Genomic DNA, 26,413 nt, shown 5'->3' on the forward strand with positions numbered 1-26,413 from the left:
TTCACATATCCGAATGGAAGGATAACATAACCTTAGACTCACCTTTTTGTATTTGGTTGGCTAAATACCTTGCATCACCACAAAAAAGTGAGATGTCATAACTGTTTTAAATTTATATATATGAAAGGAGATAAATTTGAGAAAATTAAAAGGTTTCCCTAGAATCATTGCCTTTGTATTAGGTGTATCTTTAACAATTATTACATTTTATACAGCTTTCACCGGTTTATTTCTTGCGAGCATACAAAGATCAATTCACCTTACCCTGATATTATCAATTATTTTTTTATGGTTCCCAGCATCTAAAAAAATATCACCTAAAGATAGACCATCAATAATTGATTATATTTTATCATTTGCATCTTTATTTATATTATTTTGGACACTAATCAATACTAGTAGATTTTTGAACAGAATTGTATTTGTATCAGAAATGAGTACGATTGATATGATTGTTGGAGTAGCATTAGTTGCGCTCAGTATTGAGGCGGGAAGAAGAACAATGGGGTTAGTTTTGGTTGTTCTTTCTCTAATATTTATTGCTTATGGAATATTTGGCCAACATTTTCCGCCTTTGTTATCGCATTCGGGGTTTCATTTGCGAGAATTTGTTGACCTTATGTATTTATCGCAAAGAGGATTATTTAGCTCGTTAATGGGATTATCAGCAACTATTTTATTTATTTTTATTTCTTTTGGAACTTTTCTTCAGGCAACTAAAACAGACGAACACTACATGGATCTAAGTTTGTCAATAGCTGGACACAGGCCAGGTGGTCCTGCTAAGGTTGCTGTTTTGAGTAGTGCTGCAATGGGAAGTATTTCAGGGAGTACTATGTCGAATGTTGTTACAACAGGCAACCTAACAATACCTTTGATGAAAAAAACTGGGTATAAGGCTCATGAGTCTGGAGCAATAGAAACAGTTTCTTCAGCTGCTGGTCAAATTATTCCACCTGTTATGGGAACAGGGGCGTTTCTTATAGCAGCAATAATAGGTGTTGAATATTTGGAAATTGTTAAAGTTTCTATTATTCCTGCCATAATTTTTGTAATGTCAATTTGGTTTTTTGTGGATCTTAAAGCCAAAAGAAATGGTATTTTTGGGTTAAATAAAAATGAAACACCGGATTTTTTAGATACCTTAAGAAAAAGCTGGCACTTGTTTTTACCCCTAATAATTTTAATAATAATGCTTATTTTAAAATTTACACCATTCATTGCAGGAAGTGTAGCAACTTTATTAATATTTGTTTTGTCATTTGTTAGAGCAGACTCAAGAATGGGAGTAAAAAAATTCTTTTTAACATTAGAGAAATGTTCTATTAACATGGCAATGATTACAGGGATAATATCATGCGCCACTATTATTGTTGGAGTTATAAATCAATCCGGAATAATGAATAGAACAACCTCTATAATTTTATCTTTGGCTAATGACAATTTAGTTATGACGATTGTTATTATCTGTTTGATTTCCTATTTTTTAGGAATGGGACTACCTGTTGTTACGGCATATATATTAGTCGCAACACTAGGCGCTCCTGCGCTAATTGAATTAGGAATTCCGGCTATAGTAGCGCACTTGTCAATATTCTGGCTTTCTCAACTATCAACTATAACACCGCCAGTTTGTATGACAGCATTTGCAGCAGCGGCAATAGCTAAGGCACCTCCTATGAAGACAGGATTTTCATCCTTAAAAATGGGAATTAGTTTTTATATTATTCCTATTATATTCTTGTTTTCTACAATCTTAACTGACGGCTGGCTAACAACTATTACTATTGGTTTAGTATCAGTTGTTGCGATGTATTTATTTGCTGCTAGCCTAGAAGGATATTTTTTTGGGAAAACAAATATCGTTATGAGAATATTAAGTTTCATAGCATTTTTGTTTATTATTACATCCACATTAAATACTGTAATTGATTTTCAAAATTCTATTATGATGTTTTTGTTTGGGTTAGTATTGGTTGCCGTTATGTGGATTTTCCAGAAAAGAAGGAAAGTGCAATTGGTAAATTAAATGGTAAATTCATGTAAGTAAAAACACACAGGAAAGGAACTGTTACTATGTTAAATGTTATAAATTCAGTAGTTACTGCTGAAAAAATAGTAAAAAAAAATCTAGCAATAAAACCGCAAGAAGAAGTTGTTATAGTTGCTGATTCAAAATCTGATTTAGAAATTGTTTATACCCTAGCTGGAGTTATAAAATCTGTTGGGGCTGAATATACAATAGCGATTATGCCAGATAGAGATCACTCTAATGCAGCAATTTTAACAAATTTTATTAATAAAGGACTCGAATCAGCTGATGTTTTAATAGGATTAACAAGTGCCTCTGGGGCTCCTTGTTATTCTGAGGTAGCGCAACAACTATTTTATAGTGGGAAAGTTAGATCAATGTCTATGGTGTTTAGAAACCTAAATCATTTAACTGAAGGAGGAGCTACAGCTGATTATGATAAAATTGCTGAAAAGGCAAGTAAACTTGCGAGTATTTGGAAAAAGGGGAAAGAAATTAGAGTAAAAAGTGAAAAAGGAACAGATATTAAAGCCCCTATAGTTAAAGAGAGAGTCCGTGTTGAAGATGGATTTGCTACTAATCCAGGAGATGAATGTGCATTTTCAGATGGTGAAGTTTTTATGTATCCAGTTGCTGGGGCTGATGGATTAGTTGTTCTTGACGGACCTATCTATCGTTTTGGCTTACCAATGGGTCCCGTGAAAATTGAAGTTAATAATGGTAAAGCTATATCTATAGAAGGAGGAGAAGAAGCTGGTAATCAATTAAAAGAGATTGTATTTTCGACTAAAAACGCTGATAATTTTGCTGAATTTGCCATAGGATTAAATCCCCAATCATTTAAAAATGGAGATTTTGAAGAAGAGAAGAAAGCTCTTGGAAATGTTCATTTCGCATTGGGAAAAACTCCTGTTGTTTATAGCCCTATTCATATGGATCTAATTATGAGGGAAGGAACAGTTGAAATTGACGACCAAATTGTATTGGAAAATGGTAAATTGTTGGTTTAATCTTCACGAATGTAGGATCCCTTTTATGAAGCGAATATACCTATGAAATAAAGTAGGCTGACGAAATGCCAATCAAGTACGGGCGGCATGATGTAAATCATCGCCCCAAGCCATGGATATATAAGGATTTGAATGTAAGGTGCGAGTCAAAGGCTAACATTTTGCACCTTATTGTAGGCTTCTCATAAATTGACTCACTAGCGTTGCATAAACAATGGCGTATCTGATCAACTAATTGATAAAAAATGGCTGCCAACAAATTGGAATCCACAGTACGGTGTTTTCGCGACAATTGGGAAACGCTAATTGAACCCAGCCCCAATTCCTGTTGAACCTCGTCATCAAAAAGTGTATCACTCATCGCATGTAAGCTTTCCACCTCTTCCAGGTGGGACAATAATAACAGTTTGATGTAGGAATAAGTCGTAAACTTTTTCGTGTAGCGATCTTGCCCGGTCTGCGTAATTTGTTCTGTAAGTTTTTCAATATTAATGGGTGCAACCCATTTACCAAATGATGATAATAGTGTATGATTGTCCATATTCTGAGTTCCTTTATATTGGATTTGGACAACAACCACCAATTCCATTATAAAGGATTTTTTTATACCCGGAAACCTATACTTTGGATAATTAACAAGATTATCAATTTTCTTTTATTATTTATGCAACGCTAGTGGTTTAATTTGGCTTTTTGCCATCTTATTTTTGGTCACAAAATTGGTAACGTATAAGTCGAAATAACCTGAAACAAACTAATGCAAATTTGCTAATACACACCTTCGAAACCTTGCAATAACAACAAATCAAAATCTTGTATAATCTATTAAAATGCTCTGACACGGTTTCCGGTACCAGGCGTCGGGGGTTCAAGTCCTCCCGGGCGCATCATAAGAATGGCAAGGGTTGCAATGTTATTGTTATCCTTGCCTTTTTTATTTATTCTAACTATTTTCTAACGTTCACCTCCAGCATGTGTCGGATTTTCAAAAAAATTCCGTTTAAGACATTCGGGTAATTGCCTAAGGGTTTTTAATTGGATAAACTGTCTACAGGTTAAGTCTGAAAAGTAAAGGTGTCAAAATTATGAAGCATATCATTATCGGAGCAGGAATCCTTGGCGCATCAACTGCTTACCATTTGGCTAAAAAGAATGAAAAAGTCACCGTCATCGATCGGCATGAACCCGGCCAGGCAACGCGAAATGCAGCTGGGATTGTCTGTCCGTGGCTGACCAATCGGAGCAATAAGGCGTGGTACGAACTTGTGATCAGGGGTGCGAAATTTTATCCTGCACTTATTGAAGAGCTTACGCGTGAAGGCGAAAAGGAAACTGGATACGAACAAGTTGGAGCGGTGAATATCTTTGATACTGAGGAAAAATTGGGCCGGAAGATGGAAGTCGCTTATAAACGGAAAGAAGATGCACCGGAAATGGGTGAGATAACGAGATTGTCGCCTGAACAGACCAAACGACTTTTTCCACCCGTTTCAGAAATCTATCGGGCCATTCACATTTCAGGAGCAGCGCGTGTGAATGGAGCAGCACTGAACGATTCCCTTCTCCGTGCAGCACAGAAAAATGGAGTTGATGTGATTCATGGAGATGCCTCATTATTATTTAAAAATGAGGCAATACAAGGTGTTGAGGTAAATAGTGAATCTCACTATGCTGACCAAGTGATTGTCACGAATGGAGCTTGGACGAATGCTTTATTCGAGGCCGTTGGGATGAAGTCAAAGGTTACGTTTGAAAAGGCGCAGATTATCCACTTACACACGCCGGGGATGGATACGAGTCGTTGGCCTGTCATGCTACCGCCATTCAACCATTATATGCTTACGTTCGGCGGTGGAAAGATTGTTATCGGGGCAACTAGAGAAAATACCAGTTCTTTCGATTCCCGTGTCACGATTGGCCCTGTCCACCAGTTGATGGACAAAGCATTAAGTGTTGCGCCTGGTTTGGCTGACGCTTCCTATCTGGGTACGAAGGTAGGTTTTCGCCCCTTTACACTAGGATCCTTGCCAGTTATTGGCCGGGTTCCGGGTTTTTCAAATGTTTTAATTGCGAATGGATTAGGAGCATCAGGTTTGACGAGCGGTCCGTATGTGGGCGCTCAGCTTGCAAAACTTGCGATTGGTGAAAAGCCGGAATTCAGTATGGAATCATTCGATCCTAAAGATTTGTTCGTATGAAAAAGCTGTCCCATTAGACGGAAGTTTCCTGGGCTACTTGGAGTACATTTTAATGAAAGTCTCTTTTCGTTGCTTTTTAACCTTCGCAGTTGATAAAAACTGCGAAGTACTATAATAAATATTTGATTCAATTGTATCTCTGAAAATAAACAAAAGATGTGACATATATCACAACAATGGAACCGCTGCGGACGTGAGTTTTTGCCTGTTTTGTGGCAAAATGGAACTAGAAAGGTTAAGGGGGAGTCACGATGAAGCCGTCGATTGTTCAGGAACAGACATTACAAATGAAAATGAATCAGTCGCTTATTCAGGCTATTCATTTATTGCAGTTTTCCGGTATGGAAATAATTGATTACATCCAGGAACTCTCCAAGGAAAATCCCTTAATTGAAGACGTGAATTTTGACTACGAGATAAGCCAATTTAAGCAAGGATCTTCAAATGATGTATCCATTGGTGAAATTAATCAGTCAGAATTATCGATGTATGAGCACCTGAAAAGTCAGCTTTATGCCCTTGATATTCCAAACAACTTAAGACAAGCTGTCAATTTCGGGATTGATTCGCTTGATGCAGACGGCTATTTGGATATCGAAATGGCGTTTTGGGCGGAACAATGTCATATAACCGTTCGACAGACAGAAGAGACGCTGGAGCTTATTCAGCAGCTGGAGCCTGCCGGAATTGGTGCCCGTTCGCTAAAGGAATGTATTCAGTTGCAAATGCCCGCCTCAAAACAGTTTTTGGATGAATTGCTGACAGACCATTTAGATTGGGTTGCTGAAGAGAATATCCGGGAGATCAGTGAGCATTTCAATCTATCAGAAAATGAAACTGAGAAAACATTGAAACAGATTCAATCGTGTCACCCCAAACCGGGACAACTCTTGTCCGCCAAAAAAACAGAGTATATTATCCCCGAGGCATATATTTATGAGCAGAACGGCAACTGGCAAATTTCATTTTATAAATGGCACTCACCAACAATTGAAATTAATGAATCGTATAAAAATCTTCAAGTGGAAGAAAAAGAAGCTGCGGACTATTTAAAAGAAAAATTCAATCAGGTTAATTGGCTGAAGCAGGCGATTAAATTTCGGGGCAATACGCTTGAAAATGTGATTAGAATAATCGTTGAAAAGCAGCGGATGTATTTTGAACACGGGGCTTTTATGCTTCAGCCTTTAACTTTAAAGGAGGTTGCGGCTGAATTGGGTATGCATATATCGACTGTCAGCCGCGCCATCACCCATAAATACGTCCAGACAAAACAAGGTGTCATTCCGCTGAAATTTTTCTTGCAATCAGGCGTCCGGCAAAAGGATGGTGAGCAAACAGCATCATTTGTTATTAAGCAATTAATCGCTGAGATGATCAACAATGAAGATAAACAAAGGCCGTTATCAGACCAGACGATTACAAATCGGCTGCAGCAGGAATTTGGAATCAGGGCAGCCCGCAGAACGGTAATGAAATACAGGCAGCGTCTGGGGTTTGCGTCGTCGGCGAAACGAAAGTAATGGAGGAGAAATAAATGAGACAGATACGGTTTTATACAAAAGAAAATTGTCCGTTATGTGATGACGCACTTGTGATGCTTGACTTGCTACGTCACGAATATCCTTTTGATCTCGAAATAAGAGACATTTATTCAAACGATAAATGGCTGGAAAAATATCAATTGGAGATACCCGTGGTTCAAATCGATGATAGGACAACTTTGAACTGCGAAGAAATCAGTTATGAAGCACTCGAGAAAGCTCTAAGTAAAGGAGAGTGAATCAATCATTTGTATAAAAATCGATGTATGATATAATATAAATTGTAAGGGAAAGGATTCTTGATATTTTTTTGCCCGTTGCGGGACAGATTTTAACCAGGCGGGACAATATAAGTCCAGTTAGTTTAGGAGTCTTTTTATGCAGGAATTGATCGACATTCAAAAGAAATTATACCCGGACTTGTTGAAGATTATGCAGCAACGCTATAAGCTGATGCAAAACGTCGAACGTCTGCAGCCGATTGGGAGGCGTGCTTTAGCCGATAACCTCAATCTGACTGAACGGCACGTGCGCAGCGAGGTTGACTTCTTGGCAAGACAAGGGTTAATTGATATGTCATCCAGAGGTATGCAATTGACAAAAGAGGGAAAATTAGTAGTTGATCAATCGGCAGCCTACATGCATCAAATAATGGGCTTGAGTGTTTTAGAGAAGCAATTGAAGGAAACATTACAACTGGACAACATTATAATTGTTCCCGGTAATAGTGATGAGCAGGAACGTGTGAAGCAAGAAATGGGAAAAGCCTGTGCAACCTTTTTACGTGAGAATATCGAGGAAGCAGGAACAATTGCTGTAACAGGCGGCACGACGATAGCGGCAGTGGCTGAAATGATGACACCATTTGATAAAGCGTCATGTTTATTTGTCCCGGCAAGAGGCGGTATTGGTGAAAAAGAAGAAAATCAAGCTAATACAATTGCTGCTAAGATGGCCAGACAGGCAAAAGGAGACTACCGACTGCTTTATGTTCCTGACCCATTAAGTGAATCATCATACCGAACGATGATAGAAGAACCGGCTGTGATTGATATATTACAGATCATACAAGGTTCGGATATCGTTTTGCATGGTATTGGTGATGCCATCACAATGGCAAAGCGGCGCAAAACGTCCAACGAAATTATTGGGAAATTGCAGCAAGAAGAAGCAGTGAGTGAAGCATTTGGTTATTATTTCAATGACGCCGGTGAGGTCGTTCATAAAGTAAAGACAATCGGCCTTCATTTAGATGATTTAACCGGCAGCAGTCATTCGGTGATCACTGTTGCCGGCGGCAGGTCAAAAGCACGTGCCATCACGTCTTATCTGAAGCAAGGCAGAAGTGATTTGTTAATAACAGATGAAGCAGCTGCAGAAACGATTTTAAGGGATAATCATTCCCATTAAAATAAAATGACTAAATGAAATAGGGAGGACTTATAAATGGCAACTAAAGTAGGAATTAACGGATTTGGCCGTATCGGACGTAATGTTTTCCGTCAGGCTCTAAAAAATGATGAAGTTGAAGTTGTGGCTGTCAATGACTTGACCGATGCAGAAATGCTCGCACACCTGTTGCAGTATGACTCTGTTCATGGTCAATTGGAAGAAGAAGTAACAGTTAATGGTTCAAATATTATTGTTGGCGGGAAAGAGATTCAAGTATTATCCGAACGCGATCCGGCAAATTTGGGTTGGAATGATCTTGGCGTAGAGATTGTTATAGAATCCACCGGCCGTTTTACGCAGCGCGACGATGCCAAAAAACACCTGGATGCAGGTGCGAAAAAAGTGATTATTTCAGCGCCGGCTAAACAAGAAGACCTGACAATGGTTATGGGTGTTAATGAAATGGATTATGATCCTAAAGAACATCATATTGTATCCAATGCATCATGCACAACAAACTCCATAGCACCGCTTGCGAAAGTGCTTCACGATAAATTTGGTGTTAAACGTGGTCTGATGACAACTGTTCACTCCTATACGAATGACCAGCAAATTCTGGACTTGCCGCATAAAGACTACCGCCGTGCACGTGCAGCAGCACAAAATATTATTCCGACAACGACCGGCGCTGCTAAAGTCGTTGGTAAAGTCGTCCCTGAATTAGACGGTAAGCTGAACGGTAATGCGGTCCGTGTACCAACACCGGATGGCTCGTTGATCGACCTGGTTGCTGAACTTGATCAGAATGTTACCAGGGAAGAAGTCAACGAAGCATTCAAAGCAGCTGCTGAAGAAGAAGGGCTGAAAGGAATTGTTGGCTACACTGAAGCACCAATTGTTTCCAGTGACATTGTCGGCACTACCTATTCGTCACTATTCGATGCGCAGTCAACTATGACGATGGAAGATAACATGGTTAAAGTCGTATCCTGGTATGATAACGAGATGGGTTATTCAGCACGCTGTGTTGACTTGGCGGCTTATATTGGCAAGCAAGGATTTTAATTAAGATTTGATATGAAGGAGGAGGTGTTATCCTCCTCCTTTTTCCATTCAGATACTTTAAGTGTATAATGGGTTTTGAGAGATTATTGAATCTACATACTTGTGAAGCAGGAGGTTTGTTATGAATAAAAAAACACTGCATGATCTTGATGTGAAGGACAAAAAAGTTTTTTGCCGTGTTGATTTTAACGTCCCGATGAAGAATGGCGAAGTTACTGATGATACACGCATCAGAGCTGCATTGCCAACAATCGAGTATTTGGCGGAAAACGGAGCCACTGTTATATTGGCCAGCCATCTCGGCCGGCCAAAAGGCGAAGTTGTTGAAAACCTGCGTCTTGATCCGGTTGCTGAGCAATTGAGTGAATTGCTTAGGAAAGAAGTGGTTAAAACGGATGCGGTTTACGGGAAAGAAGTAAATGAGGCGCTCTCTGAGGTCAGCGATGGTGATATTGTATTGATTGAGAACGTCCGGTTCGACCCCAATGAAGAAAAGAACGGTCCTGAATTGGTGCAAGCATTTGCGGATATGGCTGATTTGTATGTAAATGATGCATTTGGAGCAGCCCACAGAGCGCATGCTTCAACAACCGGGATAGCAGAGAAACTGCCTGCAGCTGCCGGGTTTTTGATGGAAAAAGAAATCGAAGTGCTTACGAAAGCGCTGGACAACCCTGAGCGTCCGTTTACGGCGATTATTGGCGGTGCCAAGGTGAAAGATAAAATCAATGTCATAGACCATTTGCTGGATAAAGTCGATAATTTGATTATCGGCGGCGGTCTTGCTTATACGTTTGTGAAAGCACAGGGGTATGAAATCGGAAAATCACTGCTTGAAGAAGATAAGCTTGACATGGCTAAAGAATTCATGCAAAAAGCCCGGGATAAAGGTGTTAACTTTGTGATGCCGGAAGATGCCATTGTCGCCGATGATTTTTCGGAAGATGCCAACACAAAAACCGTTGATATTACAGCGATCCCGTCAGATTGGGAAGCGCTCGATATCGGACCTGAAACCCGCAAAAAATACAAAAAAGCCGTTAGCGATTCCAAATTGGTTATATGGAATGGTCCTATGGGTGTATTTGAATATGGTGCTTTTGCAGGCGGAACTAAATCAGTCGCTGAAAGTTTGGCTGAAACAGAAGGATACACAATTATTGGAGGCGGTGATTCTGCTGCAGCCGTCGAAAAGTTCGGTTTTGCCGGTGATATGAACCATGTTTCAACAGGTGGCGGTGCTTCACTTGAATTTATGGAAGGGAAAGTTCTGCCGGGTGTGAATGCACTGGATGATAAATAATTTTTAAAGAGGTGATAGAATGCGCAGCAAAGTAATAGCCGGGAATTGGAAAATGAATAAAGTGTTGTCTGAAGCTGAGCAGTTTGCTGATTCTGTTACAGGGAAACTTCCGAAAGATGACAACGTTGAAGCAATTGTATGTGCACCATTTCCATTTTTGCCGTCATTGGTTGAAAAAGCAAAAGGCAGCAAATTAAAAATCGGTGCGCAAAATATGCATTCTGAAGACAATGGCGCGTTCACAGGCGAAGTGAGCCCTGCGATGCTGCATGAGCTTGGTGTTACACACGTGGTCATCGGGCATTCAGAACGCCGTGAACAGTTCGCTGAAACAGATGACTCAGTCAATAAAAAGGTGCACGCTGCATTCAATCATGATTTGACGCCGATTGTTTGTGTCGGTGAAACCCTTGAACAACGCGAAGCCAATGAAACAATGAGTCAGATTGAAACACAGGTGCAAAAAGGCTTGGAGGGGCTGACTGATGAACAGATTGGTTCTGTGATTATTGCCTATGAGCCGATTTGGGCAATTGGCACAGGCAAATCAGCTTCAAGTGCTGATGCTAACCAGGTTTGCACATATATCCGAAATATCGTTAAAAATATGACATCAGAAAATATTGCCGAACAATTAGTGGTTCAATACGGCGGCAGTGTTAAACCGGCAACGATTGACGAATTGTTGGAGCAGCCTGATATTGATGGCGCACTTGTCGGCGGTGCAAGCCTTGAGGCGGAATCTTTCCTGCAGCTTGTGGAGGCAGGTACAAAATGAGTGATAATAACCTAGCAGCACTCATTATCCTTGATGGGTTCGGTATCCGTGATGAGAATTTCGGCAATGCCGTCAAACATGCAAACACCCCTAACTTTGACCGTTACTGGAATCAATTCGCCCATAATCAATTGACGGCATCAGGCGAATCCGTCGGGCTGCCTGAAGGGCAAATGGGCAATTCGGAAGTAGGGCACCTTAATATTGGAGCCGGGCGCATTGTTTATCAAAGTTTGACCCGTGTGAATCTCTCCATCAAGGAAGGCGAGTTCTTTGAAAAAGATGCATTTTTAAAGTCCATTGAACATGCAAAAGCAAACGACAAAGCATTGCACATTTTTGGCTTGCTGTCTGATGGCGGGGTGCACAGTCACATCAATCATCTGTTTGCTCTGTTGAAGCTCGCTAAAGACAACAATCTGGAAAAAGTGTATGTGCACGCATTTCTGGATGGCCGTGATGTTGGACCGCAAACCGCAAAAGATTATATCGCGCAGGCAGAAGCTAAAATGAAAGAATATGGCATTGGCGAGTTTGCAACGATTTCAGGACGCTATTATTCGATGGATCGCGACAAACGCTGGGAACGGGTTAAAAAGGCCTATGATGCGATAGTTTATGGTGAAGGACCATCTTATAAAAATCCATATGAAGTGATTGACGATTCCTATGAAAATGGCATTTATGATGAATTTGTGATACCGTCTGTTTTAACGGACGAAAACGGTGATCCGGTCGGCAAAGTGGGGGACAACGATTCCATCATCTTTTACAATTTCCGCCCGGATCGTGCCATTCAGATTTCCCGAACGTTTGCCAACGATGATTTCCGGGACTTTGACCGCGGCGGGCACCCGCCTAAAAATATCGACTTTGTTATGCTGACGGAATTCAGCGAGTCAATCGACGGCTATGTTGCTTATAACCCTGTTAACCTGGACAACACAGTCGGCGAAGTACTTTCACAGCATGATATGAAGCAGCTGCGAATAGCTGAGACGGAAAAATATCCGCATGTCACATTTTTTATGAGTGGCGGACGTGAGAGTGAATTTCCGGGTGAAAAGCGTGTTCTGATCGGTTCACCAAAAGTTGCTACCTATGACTTGAAACCCGAAATGAGTGTGTATGAAGTGACAGATGCATTACTGGACGAGCTTGATGCCAACACACACAATGCCATTATTTTAAACTTTGCCAATCCGGATATGGTCGGTCATTCCGGAAAACTTGAACCGACTGTGAAAGCTATTGAAGCGGTCGATGAATGCTTGGGGAAAGTTGTCGATAAAATATTGGAACTTAATGGCAGCGCGATTATTACGGCTGATCACGGTAATTCAGACGAGGTCACCACACTGGAAGGTGACCCGATGACAGCTCACACGAAGAATCCGGTGCCGGTCATCGTTACAAAAGACGCAGAACTGCGTGAAGGTGGTATATTAGCAGATTTATCACCAACGTTATTGGATTTACTGGATGTTGAAAAACCGGACGAAATGACAGGTGAATCATTAATTATAAAAAAATAACGCTGCTTGCGTATAGATTGTTGTTAGCAGTTTCGAACTCGATGGAAAGTGCGACACAGTGAAAATTCTTCCTTCTGATTTCAGTTAGTGCTATGACACCGCTCCGGAAATACACGCCGCTTTCCGCGGGCGGCTGGTGAGCCAACTCGTGCCAAGGCACTTCGCTGTCTCACCTATGCCTTTGCTCCCGCAGGGGTCGGCGTGTATTTCCTCCGCTATGGTTGTATGCTCATGTACTGCCAGGCAAACAATGATTATTTCGTAGCGTAGGCAATATACGCAGACTCCTATGGGAACAGCACGTGTCGTGACGCCCCCGCAAGAAAGCGTTCTTTGCTTTCTGAGGAGGCTGAGGCCGTGCCCATGGAAAGCGGGTTTTATTGCCGGAGCGGCTTTAAGCACTCATGTGTATTTCCGAAGCGGCGGACGACGCACCAACTCAAATTTAGAGTTAGTTCGCAGTTATGGAAGTTTTAAGATTAGAAAGCAAAGTTTACGAAAAGTATTAAAAAATAAAGGAGTGGTTGGATGCCATACATTACAGACGTTTATGCCCGCGAGGTTCTTGATTCCCGCGGCAACCCGACAGTAGAAGTTGAAGTGTTTACAGAATCAGGCGGATTTGGTGCCGCATTAGTGCCAAGCGGTGCTTCAACCGGCGAATATGAAGCCGTTGAATTGCGCGACGGTGATGGTAATCGTTACCTTGGAAAAGGTGTCGAAAAAGCAGTTGAAAATGTCAACGATGTGATTGGACCGGAATTAATAGGTGTTGATGCCACACGCCAGAACATTATTGACCAGATAATGCTTGAACTGGATGGCACAGAAAACAAAGGCAGTCTGGGAGCAAATGCCATTTTGGGTGTTTCCATGGCGGTCGGACATGCTGCATCAAGCTATTTGCAGTTGCCGCTTTACCATTATTTGGGCGGCTTTAACGCGAAAAAACTGCCAACTCCAATGATGAATATCCTTAATGGCGGAGAACATGCGGACAACAATGTTGACATTCAGGAATTCATGATTATGCCTGTAGCGGCCCCAACTTTTAAGGAGGCTTTAAGAACAGGTACTGAGATTTTCCATTCCTTGAAAAAAGTGTTGAAGTCAAAAGGTTATAATACCGGTGTCGGTGATGAAGGCGGATTCGCGCCAAACCTTGATTCCAATGAAGAAGCACTTGGAACGATCGTTGAAGCAATCGAAACTGCCGGCTATAAACCTGGTGAAGAAGTTAAACTGGCAATGGATGTCGCTTCTTCTGAGATTTATGAAGACGGTAAATATCACCTTAAAGGAGAAGGCGTTACCCGCACAGCCGAAGAAATGGTTGATTGGTATGAAGACCTGATTAACAAATACCCGATCATTTCAATAGAGGACGGCCTTGATGAGAACGACTGGGAAGGTCATAAACTGCTGACAGAACGAATCGGTGACCGTGTGCAGCTGGTCGGCGATGATCTGTTTGTGACAAATACGAGCAAACTTTCCCGCGGGATTGAAGAAGGCGTCGGTAATTCTATTCTTGTTAAGGTGAATCAGATTGGAACGCTGACTGAAACGTTCGAAGCAATTGAAATGGCTAAAGAGGCAGGTTATACTGCCGTCATCTCGCACCGTTCTGGTGAAACAGAAGACGCAACAATTGCTGACATTGCTGTTGCAGCCAATGCCGGACAGATTAAAACGGGCGCACCATCCCGCACCGACCGCGTTGCCAAATATAATCAGCTCTTGCGCATAGAAGACGAACTTGCAGGAATGGGCGAATATGCAGGTCTTGGCGCATTTTATAATTTGAAAAAATAATGATATGAATAGAAAGATGGCGATCCAAACGGAGAGCCATCTTTTCTTTTTGCACTGTCGCAGTTGGTGCGTAGTCTGCCGCTGCGGAAATACACACCGCTGTTATTATGCTTTAAAATCTCATATTTTTTGCGTAATTAAACTTCTTCTGTGAATGTTGATTGGAGTAAAGAGCAGTCGACTCCTGTGGGAAAGCGGTCAGCTTCTCGAATCCCTTTTGCTGCTTGAATCATCATGAAAAGTCTTCGATCCGGTTTCTCGACTCCCTTTGGCACCTTTAACCGCTGTAAAATGTCTCCGAACCGGCTTTTCCAGGATCTGAACAGGAAGCGCTCTTTTCGAGGAGACTGAATTGTTGCCCTTAGGTGCGCGACAACCCAAACTGAAATCAAGATAGCATATACGCCGCAGTTTACATCAACTGTGAAAATTTAAGGCAATAAAGCTTCACAAGAGCCTTTCAATAACTGTCATCAGCTAAGGTCAAATATTTCAAGAATAGGTCAAAATGAATTGGACAGTAATAAGAAAGAGTGACTTCTTGGGGGAGGGTCTATTACATACAGTGAGGATGAAATAGCGTGGATCAAAATGTTAAACCGCTAAAACCGGTCATTCTATTAAATATCGATTCATTGATGCCTGAACCGCTGGAAATAGCTGTGCAAACCGGAAAAGCACCGGCCTTGAAGTTTTTAATGGAAAATGGCCGCTATATTTCCCACATGGTCAGCTCCTTCCCTACAATGTCAGTGACGATTGACAGCAGTCTTCTGACAGGCACTTATGCTGATCAGCACCAAATTCCCGGTTTAAACTGGTTCGATACTTCTAAAAATGAGATTATTAACTATGGGACAGGATTCAGGGAGACGAATAAATCAGGGCTCAGAAAATCAGTCCATAACATGCTTTATCGTCTGAATAATCAACATTTGAGCGAGAACGTCAGAACGATTTATGAAGAACTGGCAGATAAGGGAATTCATTCTGCTTCGATTAATTCTTTTGTCTATCGCGGGAACACACCGCAAAAGCTGCAAGTTCCAGGGTTGCTTCGGGGGTTGACCCGTTTTAAAGACGGTCAGTGGACAGCGGAAGCTCCATCGATTTTTTCTTTAGGTGTTTTTTCCAAACTGCGTAAACGAGGTGTGGCAACACAAATTGCAGCCGGAAATTATAAATACACAGCCCGGGAGCTGCGTCATTTAATCCACCGTCGTAAACTACCCGGCTTTACGTTTTGTATTTTTCAGGACTTGGATTTCCGCATTCATTTTAAAGGACCAATGGATATAAAGGGAATATCTAAAATTGACCGCCAAATTCAAAAAACGCTCAATTTGTACTCGAGCTGGGAGGAAGCACTGAATCAGAATGTATGGATGGTTATGGGTGATAACGGTCATGCGCCGATGGGTTCCAGGTACCGTGACTTTGTGATTGATCTCCGCAAAATACTGAAAAAACAGCGTATCGCACGAATTCAGCGTCCTATTCGAAAAAAAGATCAGGTTGTCCTCAGTGTGAACCAGCGCATGGCCTATATTTATATTCTTGATGATACGTTACCGGTCTCTACTGTTACCGAAAAGCTGAAGAAAGATGCGCGGATTGATATCATCGCCTGGAAAAGTGAGGACGGTGTCAATATCGAATCAGGCATGAGACATGGTTCATTGCACTTTAGTCCGGGCGGCGAATACTCAGATATGTACCAGCAAACATGGCATATGGAAGGAAATCCTGAACTATTGGATTTAACGCTTTCAAGTGACAACAACATTTCCTATGATGATTATCCGGATGGATTAGCCCGTATTTACGGTGCGTTGCATTCTCAGTCGGGCCGTTTCATTGTCGTTAATGCAAAACCCGGATGTGAATTTAAAGCACAATCGACACCATTTCATCTTGGCGGTGCTGCACATGGTTCATTGCACAAGCAGGAAACGTTGGTACCTCTTTTGATTGCAGGGACCGCCATAAAGCCAAAATACCCGCGGTTTGTCGATATGAAATCTTTTCTGCTGGAGCTGCTTGATCGGTAAAAATGATAAAAACATTGACACGACACCTTTCTGATGCTGCTGACAAGTGAAGTTTCATAAAGGTGTTATTTAGTTGGTATAGGACAAATACATCAACGAATAATGTTAACAAGGTAATGATTTCCAATTTTGGAGAGGATTTATGTGGTGAAAAAGGTGCTGGTATTCGGTGATATTGGCATTGACGATACGGTAGCCTTGATCTATGGCTATTTTGACGACGCAATTGATATTGTTGGTGTAGTGGCTAATTATGGAAACATACCAAGGGAAAAGGCACTGGCAAATGTTAATTACGTCAGAGAATTGTTTGATATCGATCCATCGATAGAGGTTATCTTAGGTGCTGAGAAACCGATGACTGGTGAAAATCCAAAATTTGTTCCCGAAATTCATGGCGAATACGGGCTTGGACCGATCGAGCCACCACTTTTGAACGAGGAAGGTGTCGTTGAAAATTTCTTTGAAGTGGTTGAAATTATTAATCGGTATCAAGACCAGGAATTGGTGATTGTAAATATCGGAAGGCTGACGTCGCTTGCCACGATGTTTATTTTGTATCCATCTGTTATGGAAAATGTGCGTCATATTTATATGATGGGCGGGGCATTCTGGGTTCCGGGGAATGCAACGCCGCTCTCGGAAGCCAATTTTCATGGTGATCCGATTGCCGCACAGCTGGTTTTGAATAATGCACCGGATGTAACAATTATCCCGCTCAATGTAACCCAACAGGCAATGGCGACGCCCGAGATGGTCGATTACATCAACAGAGTGGGTTTGGCGAAAATTATAAAACCGCTTTTGGACTATTATTATCAATTTTATAAACAGCGAAATCCGAGAATACAGGGAAGTCCCCTGCACGATGTTGTAACGCTGATGGCAACTATTGATGAAGACATGTTTATGTTCAGATATTTGCCGGTTGAAATTATCCAAGGTGTAAATGGGGTGGAAAGAGGGCAAAGCATTGCTGATATCAGACCGTATGTGGATCAGCAGGAGTCTGAAAACGGAGCCGAGAAGTCTCACCGCATTGCACTGGAGCTTGATTACCGTAAATTTTACAACAAATTTATGTCGATTATGACTGGGCAGGTATTTCATTGAATGGCATAATAGATTGTAAGAGCGTTATACGAGGTGATTCCAATCGATCTATTAACAGCCATCAAAGCACGCCGGTCCATTCACAACTTTAAACATGACGAAATAGACCATGCCACATTGCGGGAAATTTTAACTTACGGGTCATATGCACCGACGCATTATATGAAAGAACCGTGGCAAATAAAACTGTATGAGAAGGGTGGCAAGCAGAATTTTGTTGATGCTATCATCGCAAGCTATCAACGCATCGGCATGCTGAAAACGAGTGATGATGATAAGACACAAAAAATGATCGGGTCCATGAAGCAATTTTTATTGCAGATTCCGCATCATGCATTGATTTATTTTAAAGAAGAAACGGATCACGTCCGATATGAGGAAGAATATGCTGCTGTTTGTGCATTCATTCAAAACGCCCAGCTCGCTGCGTGGGCGTATGGTATCGGAATGCTCTGGACCATCACGCCCTATATGCATGATAAAGGATTTGCTGAGGAAATTGGGTTAGATTCGTCATCTGATAAAATTGCAGCTGTCATGCAAATCGGCTATCCGGAAAAAATCCCGCGTGATAAAGGGAGAACGCCGATCGGTGATAAGCTTGAGTTTATATCGGAGTGAGAATAATAGAATTAAACCGCTAAAGGAGAAGCAGGAACATGGGCTCGAGAGCAGAGACATGAGCGGGAGAACAGGAACATGGGCGCATCAAGATACAAAAGTCCGGAACCTTAAAAGATTCCGGACTTTTAACATTGTCATTCGGTTTTTTCTTTTACAAATTCGATGACTTCTTCTGTGCTTCCCATTGATAACAGCTTGTCTTTATATGAAGCCATTTTTTCCTTCGACAGGCCACGGAGTTGTGTGCGTGCCGGCAGAATGGAAGTGGAGCTCATGCTGAATTCGTCAAGACCCAGGCCGAGAAGTGCCGGAATGGCAATCGAGTCTCCTGCCATTTCACCGCACATGCCGGTCCATTTGCCTTCTGCATGTGCCGCGTCAATGACTGTGCTGATTAAATTCAGAATCGCGGGATGGTATGGCTGATACAGGTAGGATACACGTTCATTCATCCTGTCAGCTGCCATTGTATACTGAATCAGATCATTGGTGCCGATGCTGAAGAAATCGACTTCTTTGGCAAATTGTTTGGCAATCACAGCAGTTGATGGGATCTCTACCATAATACCGACTTCGATGTTATCAGATACGCTTTTGTCTTCATTTTTTAAGTTTTGTTTTTCATCGAGCAGGATTCCTTTGGCCTGCCGGAATTCCTCAAGTGTTGCAATCATCGGGAACATGATTTTCAAATTGCCATGCACACTGGCTCTGAGTAACGCGCGTAATTGTGTGCGGAACACGTCCTCGTTTTCCAGGCAGAAGCGGATGGCCCGGAAGCCTAAAAATGGATTTAATTCCTCAGGCAAGTCAAGATAGCTTATTTCTTTGTCGCCGCCAACATCAAGCGTACGGACAACAACCGGCTTGTCTTCCATTTTTTCAAGCACTTTTTTGTAGGCATCGTACTGTTCGTCTTCTGTCGGCAGCTGGCTTTTTCCCATGTATAAAAATTCAGTGCGATATAAGCCAACGCCCTCACCGCCATTTGCAATCACGCCATCAACATCATCAGGCGTGCCGATGTTTGCTGCCAGTTCAACTTGTTCTTTATCAGCCGTGATTGTTGGCTCGTCTTTTAGTTTAGCCCATTCTTCTTTCTGCTTTTCGAAGTTTGCTTGTTTTTCTTTATATACCGCTATCTCATCTTCAGAAGGATTAACGATGACATTCCCTTCAATGCCATCCACGATAACCATATCATCCTGTTTTACAGCATCTGTTATTTCTTTGGTCCCAACAACAGCAGGGATTTCCATTGATCGTGCCATAATCGCTGAGTGTGATGTCCTGCCTCCAATATCTGTTGCAAAGCCAAGAACAAATTGTCTGTTCAACTGTGCCGTATCGGATGGTGTTAAGTCGTTGGCGATAACGATGACCTCTTCATCAATCAGAGCCGGATTCGGTACTGTAACACCGAGCAGATGGGCCAGCACGCGTTTGGCAACGTCCTGGATATCGGCAGCACGTTCACGCATGTATTCATTATCCATGTTTTTGAACATATCGATGAACATATTGGTTGTTTCTTCCAAAGCAGCCTCAGCCATGACATTTTCGCCAGTTATTTTATCCTTTATTGGGTTAACCAGTTCCGGGTCATCCAGAACGAGCAAATGAGCGGAAAAAATTTGAGCGTGTTCATCTCCCATTTCTTTTTTCGTATGTTCCCGAATCTTTTCAAGCTCTTGTTTTGCTGTTTCAAGCGCTTTCTCCAAGCGTTCGATCTCTGTATTTGGATTATCGATAGATTTTTTTTCATACGTTAATTCCGGTGTAACAAGTTGATACGCTTTAGCGATTGCTATGCCACTAGATGCCGCAATTCCTTGAATCATAAACTTTAACCAACCCTTCACTATAAATTTGCTCCGTGCTTCATTTTACACGTATACGCTCCTCCAAATCAAGCATTCTTCCTTTTCAATCCTGCTATCCAGTTCAATAGTATTTGGTAAATGTCATCCCGATTTTGCTCATTTAATAATTCGTGCCGGCCATTGTCCATCAGCATGGTCATCACATGATCAAGCCCTGCTTTATTATAAATTTCAGCTGTTTTCCAGACGCCTTTTGTATAGTTGCCGACAGGATCTTCTGCGCCGCTGATAATGAGCATCGGCAAATCTGAACGTATGTGCCGGTTATTTTTGTGATTGTGAATAATTGATAGTCCTGTCATTAAATCTTTGAAAAACCCTGCAGTCGGAATGAATCCGCAATAAGGGTCATCCATGTAAGATTGGACGCTCTTTTCATCACCAGTCAGCCAGTCAAAATCTGTTGTCTTATTTTGAATGCGTTTGTTATAGGCGGAAAAAACAAGTGTATTCATGAGTGGCGATTTTTCCTTTGGCGGCAATGCTTCAGCTATTTTCATTGCAGTCGTCGTGCTGAGCCATGAGTAATAGCCTGTCCCTGATAAAATAGCACCTTTAATCAAGTGGCTATGTTCCTGGATATAATGTCTTGCCAGGAAAGATCCCATACTATGTCCCAGCAAAAATAATGGCGTATCCGGATAATCTTGTTTAATTTGGTTTGTAAGGGCAACCATATCGTCCGTCATTTTTTCAAACCCATTTTCATCTGCCAAATAACCGAGCTGGCCTTGTTTTTCTCCAGTCAGCCCGTGGCCCCTGTGGTCATTTCCATATACCAAAATATTATGATCAACTAAAAAGTCAGCAAATTCATGATAGCGTCCGATATGTTCAATCATTCCATGAGCGATTTGAACGATGGCTTTCGGCTCTATATTCATGGAGGCCTGAGGCTCCCACTTTTTCACATGAATTTTAACGTTTCCAGGACGCATCATCCAAAAAGAGTTTTCCAATTTGTCTTCATCCGTTCTATCTATACTATAATCTAAGATCTATGATAAGATGAAACATAGAAAACGTCCAAAGTTATGCTGATGACAACTTGCGGCATAAGACAATATTGTGCTAAAGTAACGTGTAGGTATATAGCGTTGGTAACTGGAGGTGCGGTTTAAAATGGAAACTGTCGTTCATATAGCATTATTGATTAATGCCATAATTATGGTTGTATTGATTTTATTGCAATCAGGAAAAAGCGCAGGGCTTTCCGGAGCGATTTCGGGCGGTGCTGAGCAGCTGTTCGGTAAACAAAAAGCACGCGGAGCAGAATTGTTTCTGCATCGGGCAACGATTGTTACCGGTGTTCTGTTCTTTGCCCTGGCATTTCTGAGTGCATATATTTTGCAGTAATAACAGACCCTTATCGCAAATTAAGTGATAAGGGTTTTGTTTTAGGCTTTTTTATTTACTCTTTCCCTTTCGCAGTTGATATAAAATGCGACGTAAGTGCTATGTTGATTTCCGTTCCGGGCAGTCGCGCACCTTAGGGCAACGCTTCAGTCTCCTCGGAAGGAAAAAGCGCTTCCTGCTCAGGTCTTCAGCTGCCTTTTGATAAACAGCTTTGTTGTTTCAGTGGAAAAATGAACGAATTCACTGTGCTGAAGAGCATTTTATTTTCAGAAACGGGATAATCGGGTAAGGTATAGTATATGCAGTTGAAATGATAGAAGGAGATGACCCAATAATGAAAATCAAATTGCCGGAACCATTTACATTTGAAGCAGGACCGCGTGCGGTACTTTTGCTGCACGGGTTTACCGGGCATTCAGCAGATGTAAGAATGCTGGGGCGTTTTTTGGAGAAAAAAGGCTATACAAGCCACGCACCGATCTACCGTGGTCATGGAAAAGAGCCCGAGGAACTTGTGAAGGCAAGCGCAGATGAATGGTGGGAAGATGTGACGAATGCTTTCAATCATCTGAAAGAGCTCGGCTATGAGGAGATAGCGATTGCAGGTCTGTCTCTCGGCGGTGTACTGAGCCTGAAATTAACGTATACTGAAACGGTCAAAGGTGTTATCCCGATGTGTGCTCCAATGTTTTTTGACAATGAAGAGGAACTCACGAAAGGGTATAAATTTAAAGCACGTGAATTCAAACAGCTGGAAGGGAAAGATAAAGACACCATTCAAAATGAAGTCCAGGAACTTGTTGATAATTCCCAGGACATGTTTGCCGATCTGGCCGACTTAATAAATGAGGTCAACCAGAATATTGACACGATTTACACGCCGACATTCGTTGTTCAGGCACGTCAGGATGAAATGATTAACACCGACAGCGCCAACTATATTTATGAAAATGTCGAAGCAGATCAAAAGGATATCAAATGGTATGAAGAGTCCGGCCATGTGATTACAATGGGCAAGGAAAAAGAACAGCTTTTTGAGGATGTTTACCAATTTTTAGAGTCGCTTGACTGGAGTGAATGATTATAAACAGACAAAAATGTTAATAATACCCATAGAAAGCAGGTGAAACTATGTACGAAAATATGCAGGAGCGTTTACGAGATTACTTTAATGATCATAGTGAGAAGCCACTGGCAGTGAATGAGCTGGAAGAAGCACTTAGGCTTGAAGATGCCGTTGAATTCAAAGAATTGGTGAAAGCCCTGAATACCCTTGAAGAGTCAGGTGAACTCGTTCGCACACGTAAAAACCGTTTCGGTCTGCCGGAGAAGATGAATCTTGTGCGCGGCCGTGTTCAGATGCATGCCAAAGGATTTGCCTTTTTGATCCCGGATGATGAGGCGCGCGCAGATATATATATCCATCACTCTGATTTGGGATCAGCTATGAATAACGATAAGGTTATGGCTCGGATTGAAAAGCAAAATGCTGATGGAAACAGACCTGAAGGAACGGTTATCCGTATTTTGGAACGTGCCACACATCAGGTTGTCGGCACGTTTGAGGATAATAAGTCATTCGGCTTTGTTATAGCCGATGATAAACGGATACCAAATGATATCTTTATTCCAAAAAGCATGACCGGCGGCGCAGTAAGCGGTCACAAGGTTATCGCATATATTACGAAATATCCGGAAGGCCGGATGAGTGCTGAAGGTGAAATTGTTCATATCCTCGGTCATAAAAATGATCCTGGTATTGATATCATTTCAATTATCCATAAACATGGGATCAAAGTCGATTTTCCGGAAGAGGTATTGAATCAGGCAGCCAACACACCTGATGAAATTGACCCATCTGAAATGGAAAACCGACGTGACTTGCGCGAGGAGCAAATTGTCACAATTGACGGTGCGGATGCTAAGGATTTGGACGATGCGATTTCCGTTAAACAATTAGACAACGGCAATTATAAACTTGGTGTTTATATTGCTGATGTGAGTTATTATGTGGAAGAAAATTCTCCTATTGATCAGGAAGCATTCGAGCGTGCAACCAGTGTATATCTGGTGGACCGGGTCATTCCTATGATTCCGCATCGATTATCAAATGGCATTTGCTCGTTGAATCCACAAGTGGACAGGCTGACGCTTAGTTGTGAAATGGAGATCAATATGAAAGGCGAAGTGGTGAACCACGACATTTTCCAAAGTGTGATTAAGACGAATGAACGGATGACCTATCATGATGTGAATAAAATCTTAACTGAGAAGGACGAGACACTGCGAGAACGATATGAGCCGTTAGTTCCAATGTTTGAAAATATGGAAAGACTAGCTCAGGTATTGCGTCAAAAACGCATGGATCGTGGTGCCATCGACTTTGATTTCAAGGAAGCCGAAGTACTTGTCGATGAGACTGGCAAACCGGAAGATGTTGTGTTAAGAGAACGGTCAGTTGGCGAACGGCTGATTGAGGAATTCATGTTGGCAGCAAACGAAACGGTTGCCGAGCATTTTCATTGGATGGACGTTCCGTTTATACACCGAATTCACCAGGATCCCGATGAAAGCAAACTCCAGCACTTTTTCGAATTCATTGCGGGACTTGGTTATGTGGTAAAAGGGACAGCAAATGAAATTCATCCATCAGCTCTGCAGAAAGTTATTGAAGAAGTGAAGGGTAAGCCGGAAGAAATGATTGTTTCCAAACTGATGCTGCGTTCAATGCAGCAGGCAAAATACGATCCCGGGAGTGTCGGTCACTTTGGACTGGCAACTGATTTCTATACGCATTTCACATCACCAATCCGCCGTTATCCCGATTTAACGGTGCACCGCTTGATTAGAACCTATCTGATCGATAAGCAATTGGATTCAAAGACAACCGAACACTGGAAAGAACGCATGCCGGATATCGCCCGACATTCATCGGAAATGGAACGGACAGCCGTTGATGCCGAGCGCGAGACCGATGACTTGAAAAAGGCAGAGTTTATGCAGGATAAAATCGGCGAAGAATATACCGGTGTCATCAGTTCGATCACCAATTTCGGCTTGTTTGTTGAGCTTGAAAATACAATTGAAGGTCTGATCCATGTCAGCTATCTGACGGATGATTATTATCATTATGATACACGAAGCCAGGCGATGATTGGCGAACGCACGGGCAATATATACCGAATCGGTGAAGAAATCGATGTGCGCGTTGTTAAAGTGAATGTTGAAGAACGTGTTGTTGATTTTGAGCTCGTCAAAACCAAACAGCCGCCAAAGAAAAATAAGAACAAGAAAAAGATAAAAGCAAAAAAAGCTAAAAAAGAACAGTGAAAAGGAGAGGCTAATGTGATGCGATTCGGTGCATCATATTAGTCTTTTTATTTTTTATAAAAAGTTAGTTGCATTTTTAGTTTTTGAGGAATAGAATGTAACTGTGTCTGCAAAAGTTTCCTCTGACCAACAATTGTTAATGAGGACAACAAAGAAGGTGAATGGACTATGTCACAAGAAGTTATTCTTGCATTTTTACTGACGTTGTTTGCCGGTTTGGCAACCGGGATTGGAAGTATTTTGGCTTTTTTTGCCAAAACAACTAATACAAAGTTTTTATCGTTTGCGCTTGGCTTTTCAGCTGGGGTTATGATCTATGTTTCTATGGTCGATATATTCCCGAAGGCGCAGGAGGCTTTGGTCGGTGTAATGGGTGAGGAAAATGGCAGCTGGCTGACTGTCGGTGGCTTTTTTGGCGGGATATTGCTGATTGCTTTAATCGACCGATTCATCCCAAAGCAATCCAATCCCCATGAAATGAAAAAAGTTGAAGATATGAGAAAAAACGGAACGAAAGTAAATGATCCAGATTTGTTAAAAATGGGGACGTTTACAGCATTGGCCATCGGTATTCATAATTTCCCCGAAGGTATTGCAACGTTTATGTCCGCATTGCAGGACCCGGCACTTGGTGTGGCTATTGCATTAGCCGTCGCTATCCACAATATTCCTGAGGGTATTGCCGTATCAGTGCCGATTTATTATGCGACTAACGACCGTCGCAAAGCATTCCGGCTGTCATTTTTATCCGGTATTGCCGAACCGGTCGGTGCAATCGTAGGATTCCTTTTATTGATGCCATTTTTGAATGATGTCATGTTTGGCGTTATCTTTGCCGCGGTCGCCGGAATTATGGTATTCATCTCACTCGATGAATTGTTGCCCGCGGCCCAAAAGTACGATGAAGCTCACGTCTCGATTTACGGACTGATAGGTGGAATGGCTGTCATGGCACTAAGTCTTCTGTTGTTTTTATAATTTCAATGAAGATCCTGAAGTATACTGGTTATAACTTCAGGCTTTATTTGTTGGACAAGCGTACAGTTACCGGGTCAAAATCTACAAATGAGGTCTTCCCAATCGGGAGACCTCATTTTTGTTAATTTAGGCTGTTTTCGCATAGATTGTTGTTATCTGCCCCGCACTAGATGTAAACTGCGACACAGTGAAAATTCGCAGTGAGATCTCCTCTTATTCTGATTAATCTTAAGTGCTTATAGACGCTCCGGAAATACACTTCGCTTTCCGCGGGCGGCTGGTGAGCCTCCTCGAACTCCGTTCTGCGGGGTCTCACCGATACCTTTGTTCCCGCTGGAGTCTTCGTGTATTTCCTTCGCTGGTGGTGCGCTTTATAATCTCATTTTTTTGGTGCTGAACCAAACCT

General features: G+C 41.9%; 21 protein-coding genes. 18 read left to right on the forward strand and 3 right to left on the reverse strand.

The genetic code is table 11. The features are described from left to right. Positions 1–136: 136 nt before the first annotated feature. Positions 137–2,029: a TRAP transporter permease gene (locus tag AOX59_RS18590; RefSeq protein ID WP_068447885.1), complete on the forward strand. Its 1,893-nt coding sequence runs from the start codon at positions 137–139 to the stop codon at positions 2,027–2,029. Positions 2,030–2,076: 47 nt separating this feature from the next. Next, positions 2,077–3,042 carry an aminopeptidase gene (locus AOX59_RS18595; RefSeq protein WP_068447887.1) on the forward strand — a complete coding sequence of 322 codons (966 nt, stop codon included), beginning with the start codon at positions 2,077–2,079 and terminating at the stop codon, positions 3,040–3,042. 97 nt (positions 3,043–3,139) lie between these two features. On the opposite strand, the gene AOX59_RS19385 is transcribed toward AOX59_RS18595, so the two are convergent. Continuing rightward, a complete protein-coding gene (locus AOX59_RS19385) occupies positions 3,140–3,631 on the reverse strand; it encodes a DUF4372 domain-containing protein (protein ID WP_082684269.1) in 492 nt (163 codons plus the stop codon). A 493-nt stretch (positions 3,632–4,124) separates the two neighbouring features. Between AOX59_RS19385 and AOX59_RS18605 the strand changes: the two genes are divergently transcribed. The 12 genes from AOX59_RS18605 to AOX59_RS18660 all read left to right on the forward strand — a co-directional run bounded on the left by AOX59_RS18605 (position 4,125) and on the right by AOX59_RS18660 (position 18,457). After that, positions 4,125–5,240: an NAD(P)/FAD-dependent oxidoreductase gene (locus tag AOX59_RS18605; RefSeq protein WP_156418756.1), complete on the forward strand. Its 1,116-nt coding sequence runs from the start codon at positions 4,125–4,127 to the stop codon at positions 5,238–5,240. A gap of 251 nt (positions 5,241–5,491) precedes the next feature. Further along, a complete protein-coding gene (gene rpoN, locus AOX59_RS18610) occupies positions 5,492–6,763 on the forward strand; it encodes an RNA polymerase factor sigma-54 (protein WP_068447891.1) in 1,272 nt (423 codons plus the stop codon). A gap of 14 nt (positions 6,764–6,777) precedes the next feature. Further along, entirely contained in the window at positions 6,778–7,023 is a 246-nt protein-coding gene (locus AOX59_RS18615) for a glutaredoxin family protein (protein WP_068447896.1), read from the forward strand. A 139-nt stretch (positions 7,024–7,162) separates the two neighbouring features. After that, positions 7,163–8,194, forward strand: a complete 1,032-nt coding sequence (locus AOX59_RS18620) for a sugar-binding transcriptional regulator (RefSeq protein ID WP_068447898.1) — start codon at positions 7,163–7,165, stop codon at positions 8,192–8,194. A gap of 36 nt (positions 8,195–8,230) precedes the next feature. Then, positions 8,231–9,241 (forward strand): type I glyceraldehyde-3-phosphate dehydrogenase, encoded by a 1,011-nt coding sequence (gap, locus tag AOX59_RS18625; RefSeq protein WP_068447900.1) that lies wholly within the window; start codon positions 8,231–8,233, stop codon positions 9,239–9,241. Positions 9,242–9,362: 121 nt separating this feature from the next. Then, on the forward strand, positions 9,363–10,544 hold the full coding sequence (locus AOX59_RS18630; RefSeq protein ID WP_068447902.1) for a phosphoglycerate kinase: 1,182 nt from the start codon (positions 9,363–9,365) through the stop codon (positions 10,542–10,544). A gap of 19 nt (positions 10,545–10,563) precedes the next feature. Next, positions 10,564–11,322 carry a triose-phosphate isomerase gene (gene tpiA, locus AOX59_RS18635; protein WP_068447904.1) on the forward strand — a complete coding sequence of 253 codons (759 nt, stop codon included), beginning with the start codon at positions 10,564–10,566 and terminating at the stop codon, positions 11,320–11,322. Continuing rightward, entirely contained in the window at positions 11,319–12,857 is a 1,539-nt protein-coding gene (gene gpmI / locus AOX59_RS18640) for a 2,3-bisphosphoglycerate-independent phosphoglycerate mutase (protein ID WP_068447906.1), read from the forward strand. The genes tpiA and gpmI overlap by 4 nt, the downstream gene beginning before the upstream one ends. Before the next feature lie 528 nt (positions 12,858–13,385). Beyond that, a complete protein-coding gene (gene eno, locus AOX59_RS18645; protein WP_068447908.1) occupies positions 13,386–14,672 on the forward strand; it encodes a phosphopyruvate hydratase in 1,287 nt (428 codons plus the stop codon). Between the two features lie 581 nt (positions 14,673–15,253). Continuing rightward, the gene (locus tag AOX59_RS18650) at positions 15,254–16,723 is read left to right on the forward strand and encodes an alkaline phosphatase family protein (RefSeq protein ID WP_068447910.1); all 1,470 of its coding nucleotides are present in this window, start codon (positions 15,254–15,256) and stop codon (positions 16,721–16,723) included. Between the two features lie 144 nt (positions 16,724–16,867). Then, positions 16,868–17,836 carry a nucleoside hydrolase gene (locus AOX59_RS18655; protein ID WP_068447912.1) on the forward strand — a complete coding sequence of 323 codons (969 nt, stop codon included), beginning with the start codon at positions 16,868–16,870 and terminating at the stop codon, positions 17,834–17,836. A gap of 33 nt (positions 17,837–17,869) precedes the next feature. Continuing rightward, a complete protein-coding gene (locus AOX59_RS18660) occupies positions 17,870–18,457 on the forward strand; it encodes a nitroreductase family protein (RefSeq protein WP_068447914.1) in 588 nt (195 codons plus the stop codon). Between the two features lie 137 nt (positions 18,458–18,594). Here AOX59_RS18660 and ptsP read toward each other — a convergent pair whose 3' ends face one another. Together ptsP and AOX59_RS18670 are read right to left on the reverse strand one after the other, a co-directional pair. Next, entirely contained in the window at positions 18,595–20,301 is a 1,707-nt protein-coding gene (ptsP, locus tag AOX59_RS18665; protein WP_068448467.1) for a phosphoenolpyruvate--protein phosphotransferase, read from the reverse strand. 68 nt (positions 20,302–20,369) lie between these two features. Next, positions 20,370–21,284 (reverse strand): alpha/beta hydrolase, encoded by a 915-nt coding sequence (locus AOX59_RS18670; protein ID WP_237049326.1) that lies wholly within the window; start codon positions 21,282–21,284, stop codon positions 20,370–20,372. A gap of 181 nt (positions 21,285–21,465) precedes the next feature. Here AOX59_RS18670 and secG point away from each other — a divergent pair, with 181 nt between their 5' ends. The 4 genes from secG to zupT all read left to right on the forward strand — a co-directional run bounded on the left by secG (position 21,466) and on the right by zupT (position 26,007). Next, the gene (secG, locus tag AOX59_RS18675) at positions 21,466–21,699 is read left to right on the forward strand and encodes a preprotein translocase subunit SecG (RefSeq protein WP_068447918.1); all 234 of its coding nucleotides are present in this window, start codon (positions 21,466–21,468) and stop codon (positions 21,697–21,699) included. 334 nt (positions 21,700–22,033) lie between these two features. Then, positions 22,034–22,780 (forward strand): alpha/beta hydrolase, encoded by a 747-nt coding sequence (locus AOX59_RS18680; RefSeq protein WP_068447920.1) that lies wholly within the window; start codon positions 22,034–22,036, stop codon positions 22,778–22,780. A 50-nt stretch (positions 22,781–22,830) separates the two neighbouring features. After that, positions 22,831–25,029 carry a ribonuclease R gene (gene rnr, locus AOX59_RS18685; protein WP_068447922.1) on the forward strand — a complete coding sequence of 733 codons (2,199 nt, stop codon included), beginning with the start codon at positions 22,831–22,833 and terminating at the stop codon, positions 25,027–25,029. Positions 25,030–25,197: 168 nt separating this feature from the next. Then, a complete protein-coding gene (gene zupT / locus AOX59_RS18690) occupies positions 25,198–26,007 on the forward strand; it encodes a zinc transporter ZupT (protein WP_068447924.1) in 810 nt (269 codons plus the stop codon). The last annotated feature ends 406 nt before the right edge of the window (positions 26,008–26,413 follow it).

Source organism: Lentibacillus amyloliquefaciens (genome assembly GCF_001307805.1).
Lineage (GTDB): Bacteria > Bacillota > Bacilli > Bacillales > Amphibacillaceae > Lentibacillus > Lentibacillus amyloliquefaciens.

Bases quoted from the DNA above. Each gene is read 5' to 3' on its own strand.
- AOX59_RS18595 (WP_068447887.1), top strand. From the start codon at position 2,077: ATGTTAAATGTTATAAATTCAGTAGTTACTGCTGAAAAAATAGTAAAA.
- AOX59_RS19385 (WP_082684269.1), bottom strand. From the start codon at position 3,631: ATGGAATTGGTGGTTGTTGTCCAAATCCAATATAAAGGAACTCAGAAT.
- rpoN (WP_068447891.1), top strand. From the start codon at position 5,492: ATGAAGCCGTCGATTGTTCAGGAACAGACATTACAAATGAAAATGAAT.
- AOX59_RS18615 (WP_068447896.1), top strand. From the start codon at position 6,778: ATGAGACAGATACGGTTTTATACAAAAGAAAATTGTCCGTTATGTGAT.
- AOX59_RS18620 (WP_068447898.1), top strand. From the start codon at position 7,163: ATGCAGGAATTGATCGACATTCAAAAGAAATTATACCCGGACTTGTTG.
- gap (WP_068447900.1), top strand. From the start codon at position 8,231: ATGGCAACTAAAGTAGGAATTAACGGATTTGGCCGTATCGGACGTAAT.
- AOX59_RS18630 (WP_068447902.1), top strand. From the start codon at position 9,363: ATGAATAAAAAAACACTGCATGATCTTGATGTGAAGGACAAAAAAGTT.
- tpiA (WP_068447904.1), top strand. From the start codon at position 10,564: ATGCGCAGCAAAGTAATAGCCGGGAATTGGAAAATGAATAAAGTGTTG.
- gpmI (WP_068447906.1), top strand. From the start codon at position 11,319: ATGAGTGATAATAACCTAGCAGCACTCATTATCCTTGATGGGTTCGGT.
- eno (WP_068447908.1), top strand. From the start codon at position 13,386: ATGCCATACATTACAGACGTTTATGCCCGCGAGGTTCTTGATTCCCGC.
- ptsP (WP_068448467.1), bottom strand. From the start codon at position 20,301: ATGATTCAAGGAATTGCGGCATCTAGTGGCATAGCAATCGCTAAAGCG.
- AOX59_RS18670 (WP_237049326.1), bottom strand. From the start codon at position 21,284: ATGATGCGTCCTGGAAACGTTAAAATTCATGTGAAAAAGTGGGAGCCT.
- secG (WP_068447918.1), top strand. From the start codon at position 21,466: ATGGAAACTGTCGTTCATATAGCATTATTGATTAATGCCATAATTATG.
- AOX59_RS18680 (WP_068447920.1), top strand. From the start codon at position 22,034: ATGAAAATCAAATTGCCGGAACCATTTACATTTGAAGCAGGACCGCGT.
- rnr (WP_068447922.1), top strand. From the start codon at position 22,831: ATGTACGAAAATATGCAGGAGCGTTTACGAGATTACTTTAATGATCAT.
- zupT (WP_068447924.1), top strand. From the start codon at position 25,198: ATGTCACAAGAAGTTATTCTTGCATTTTTACTGACGTTGTTTGCCGGT.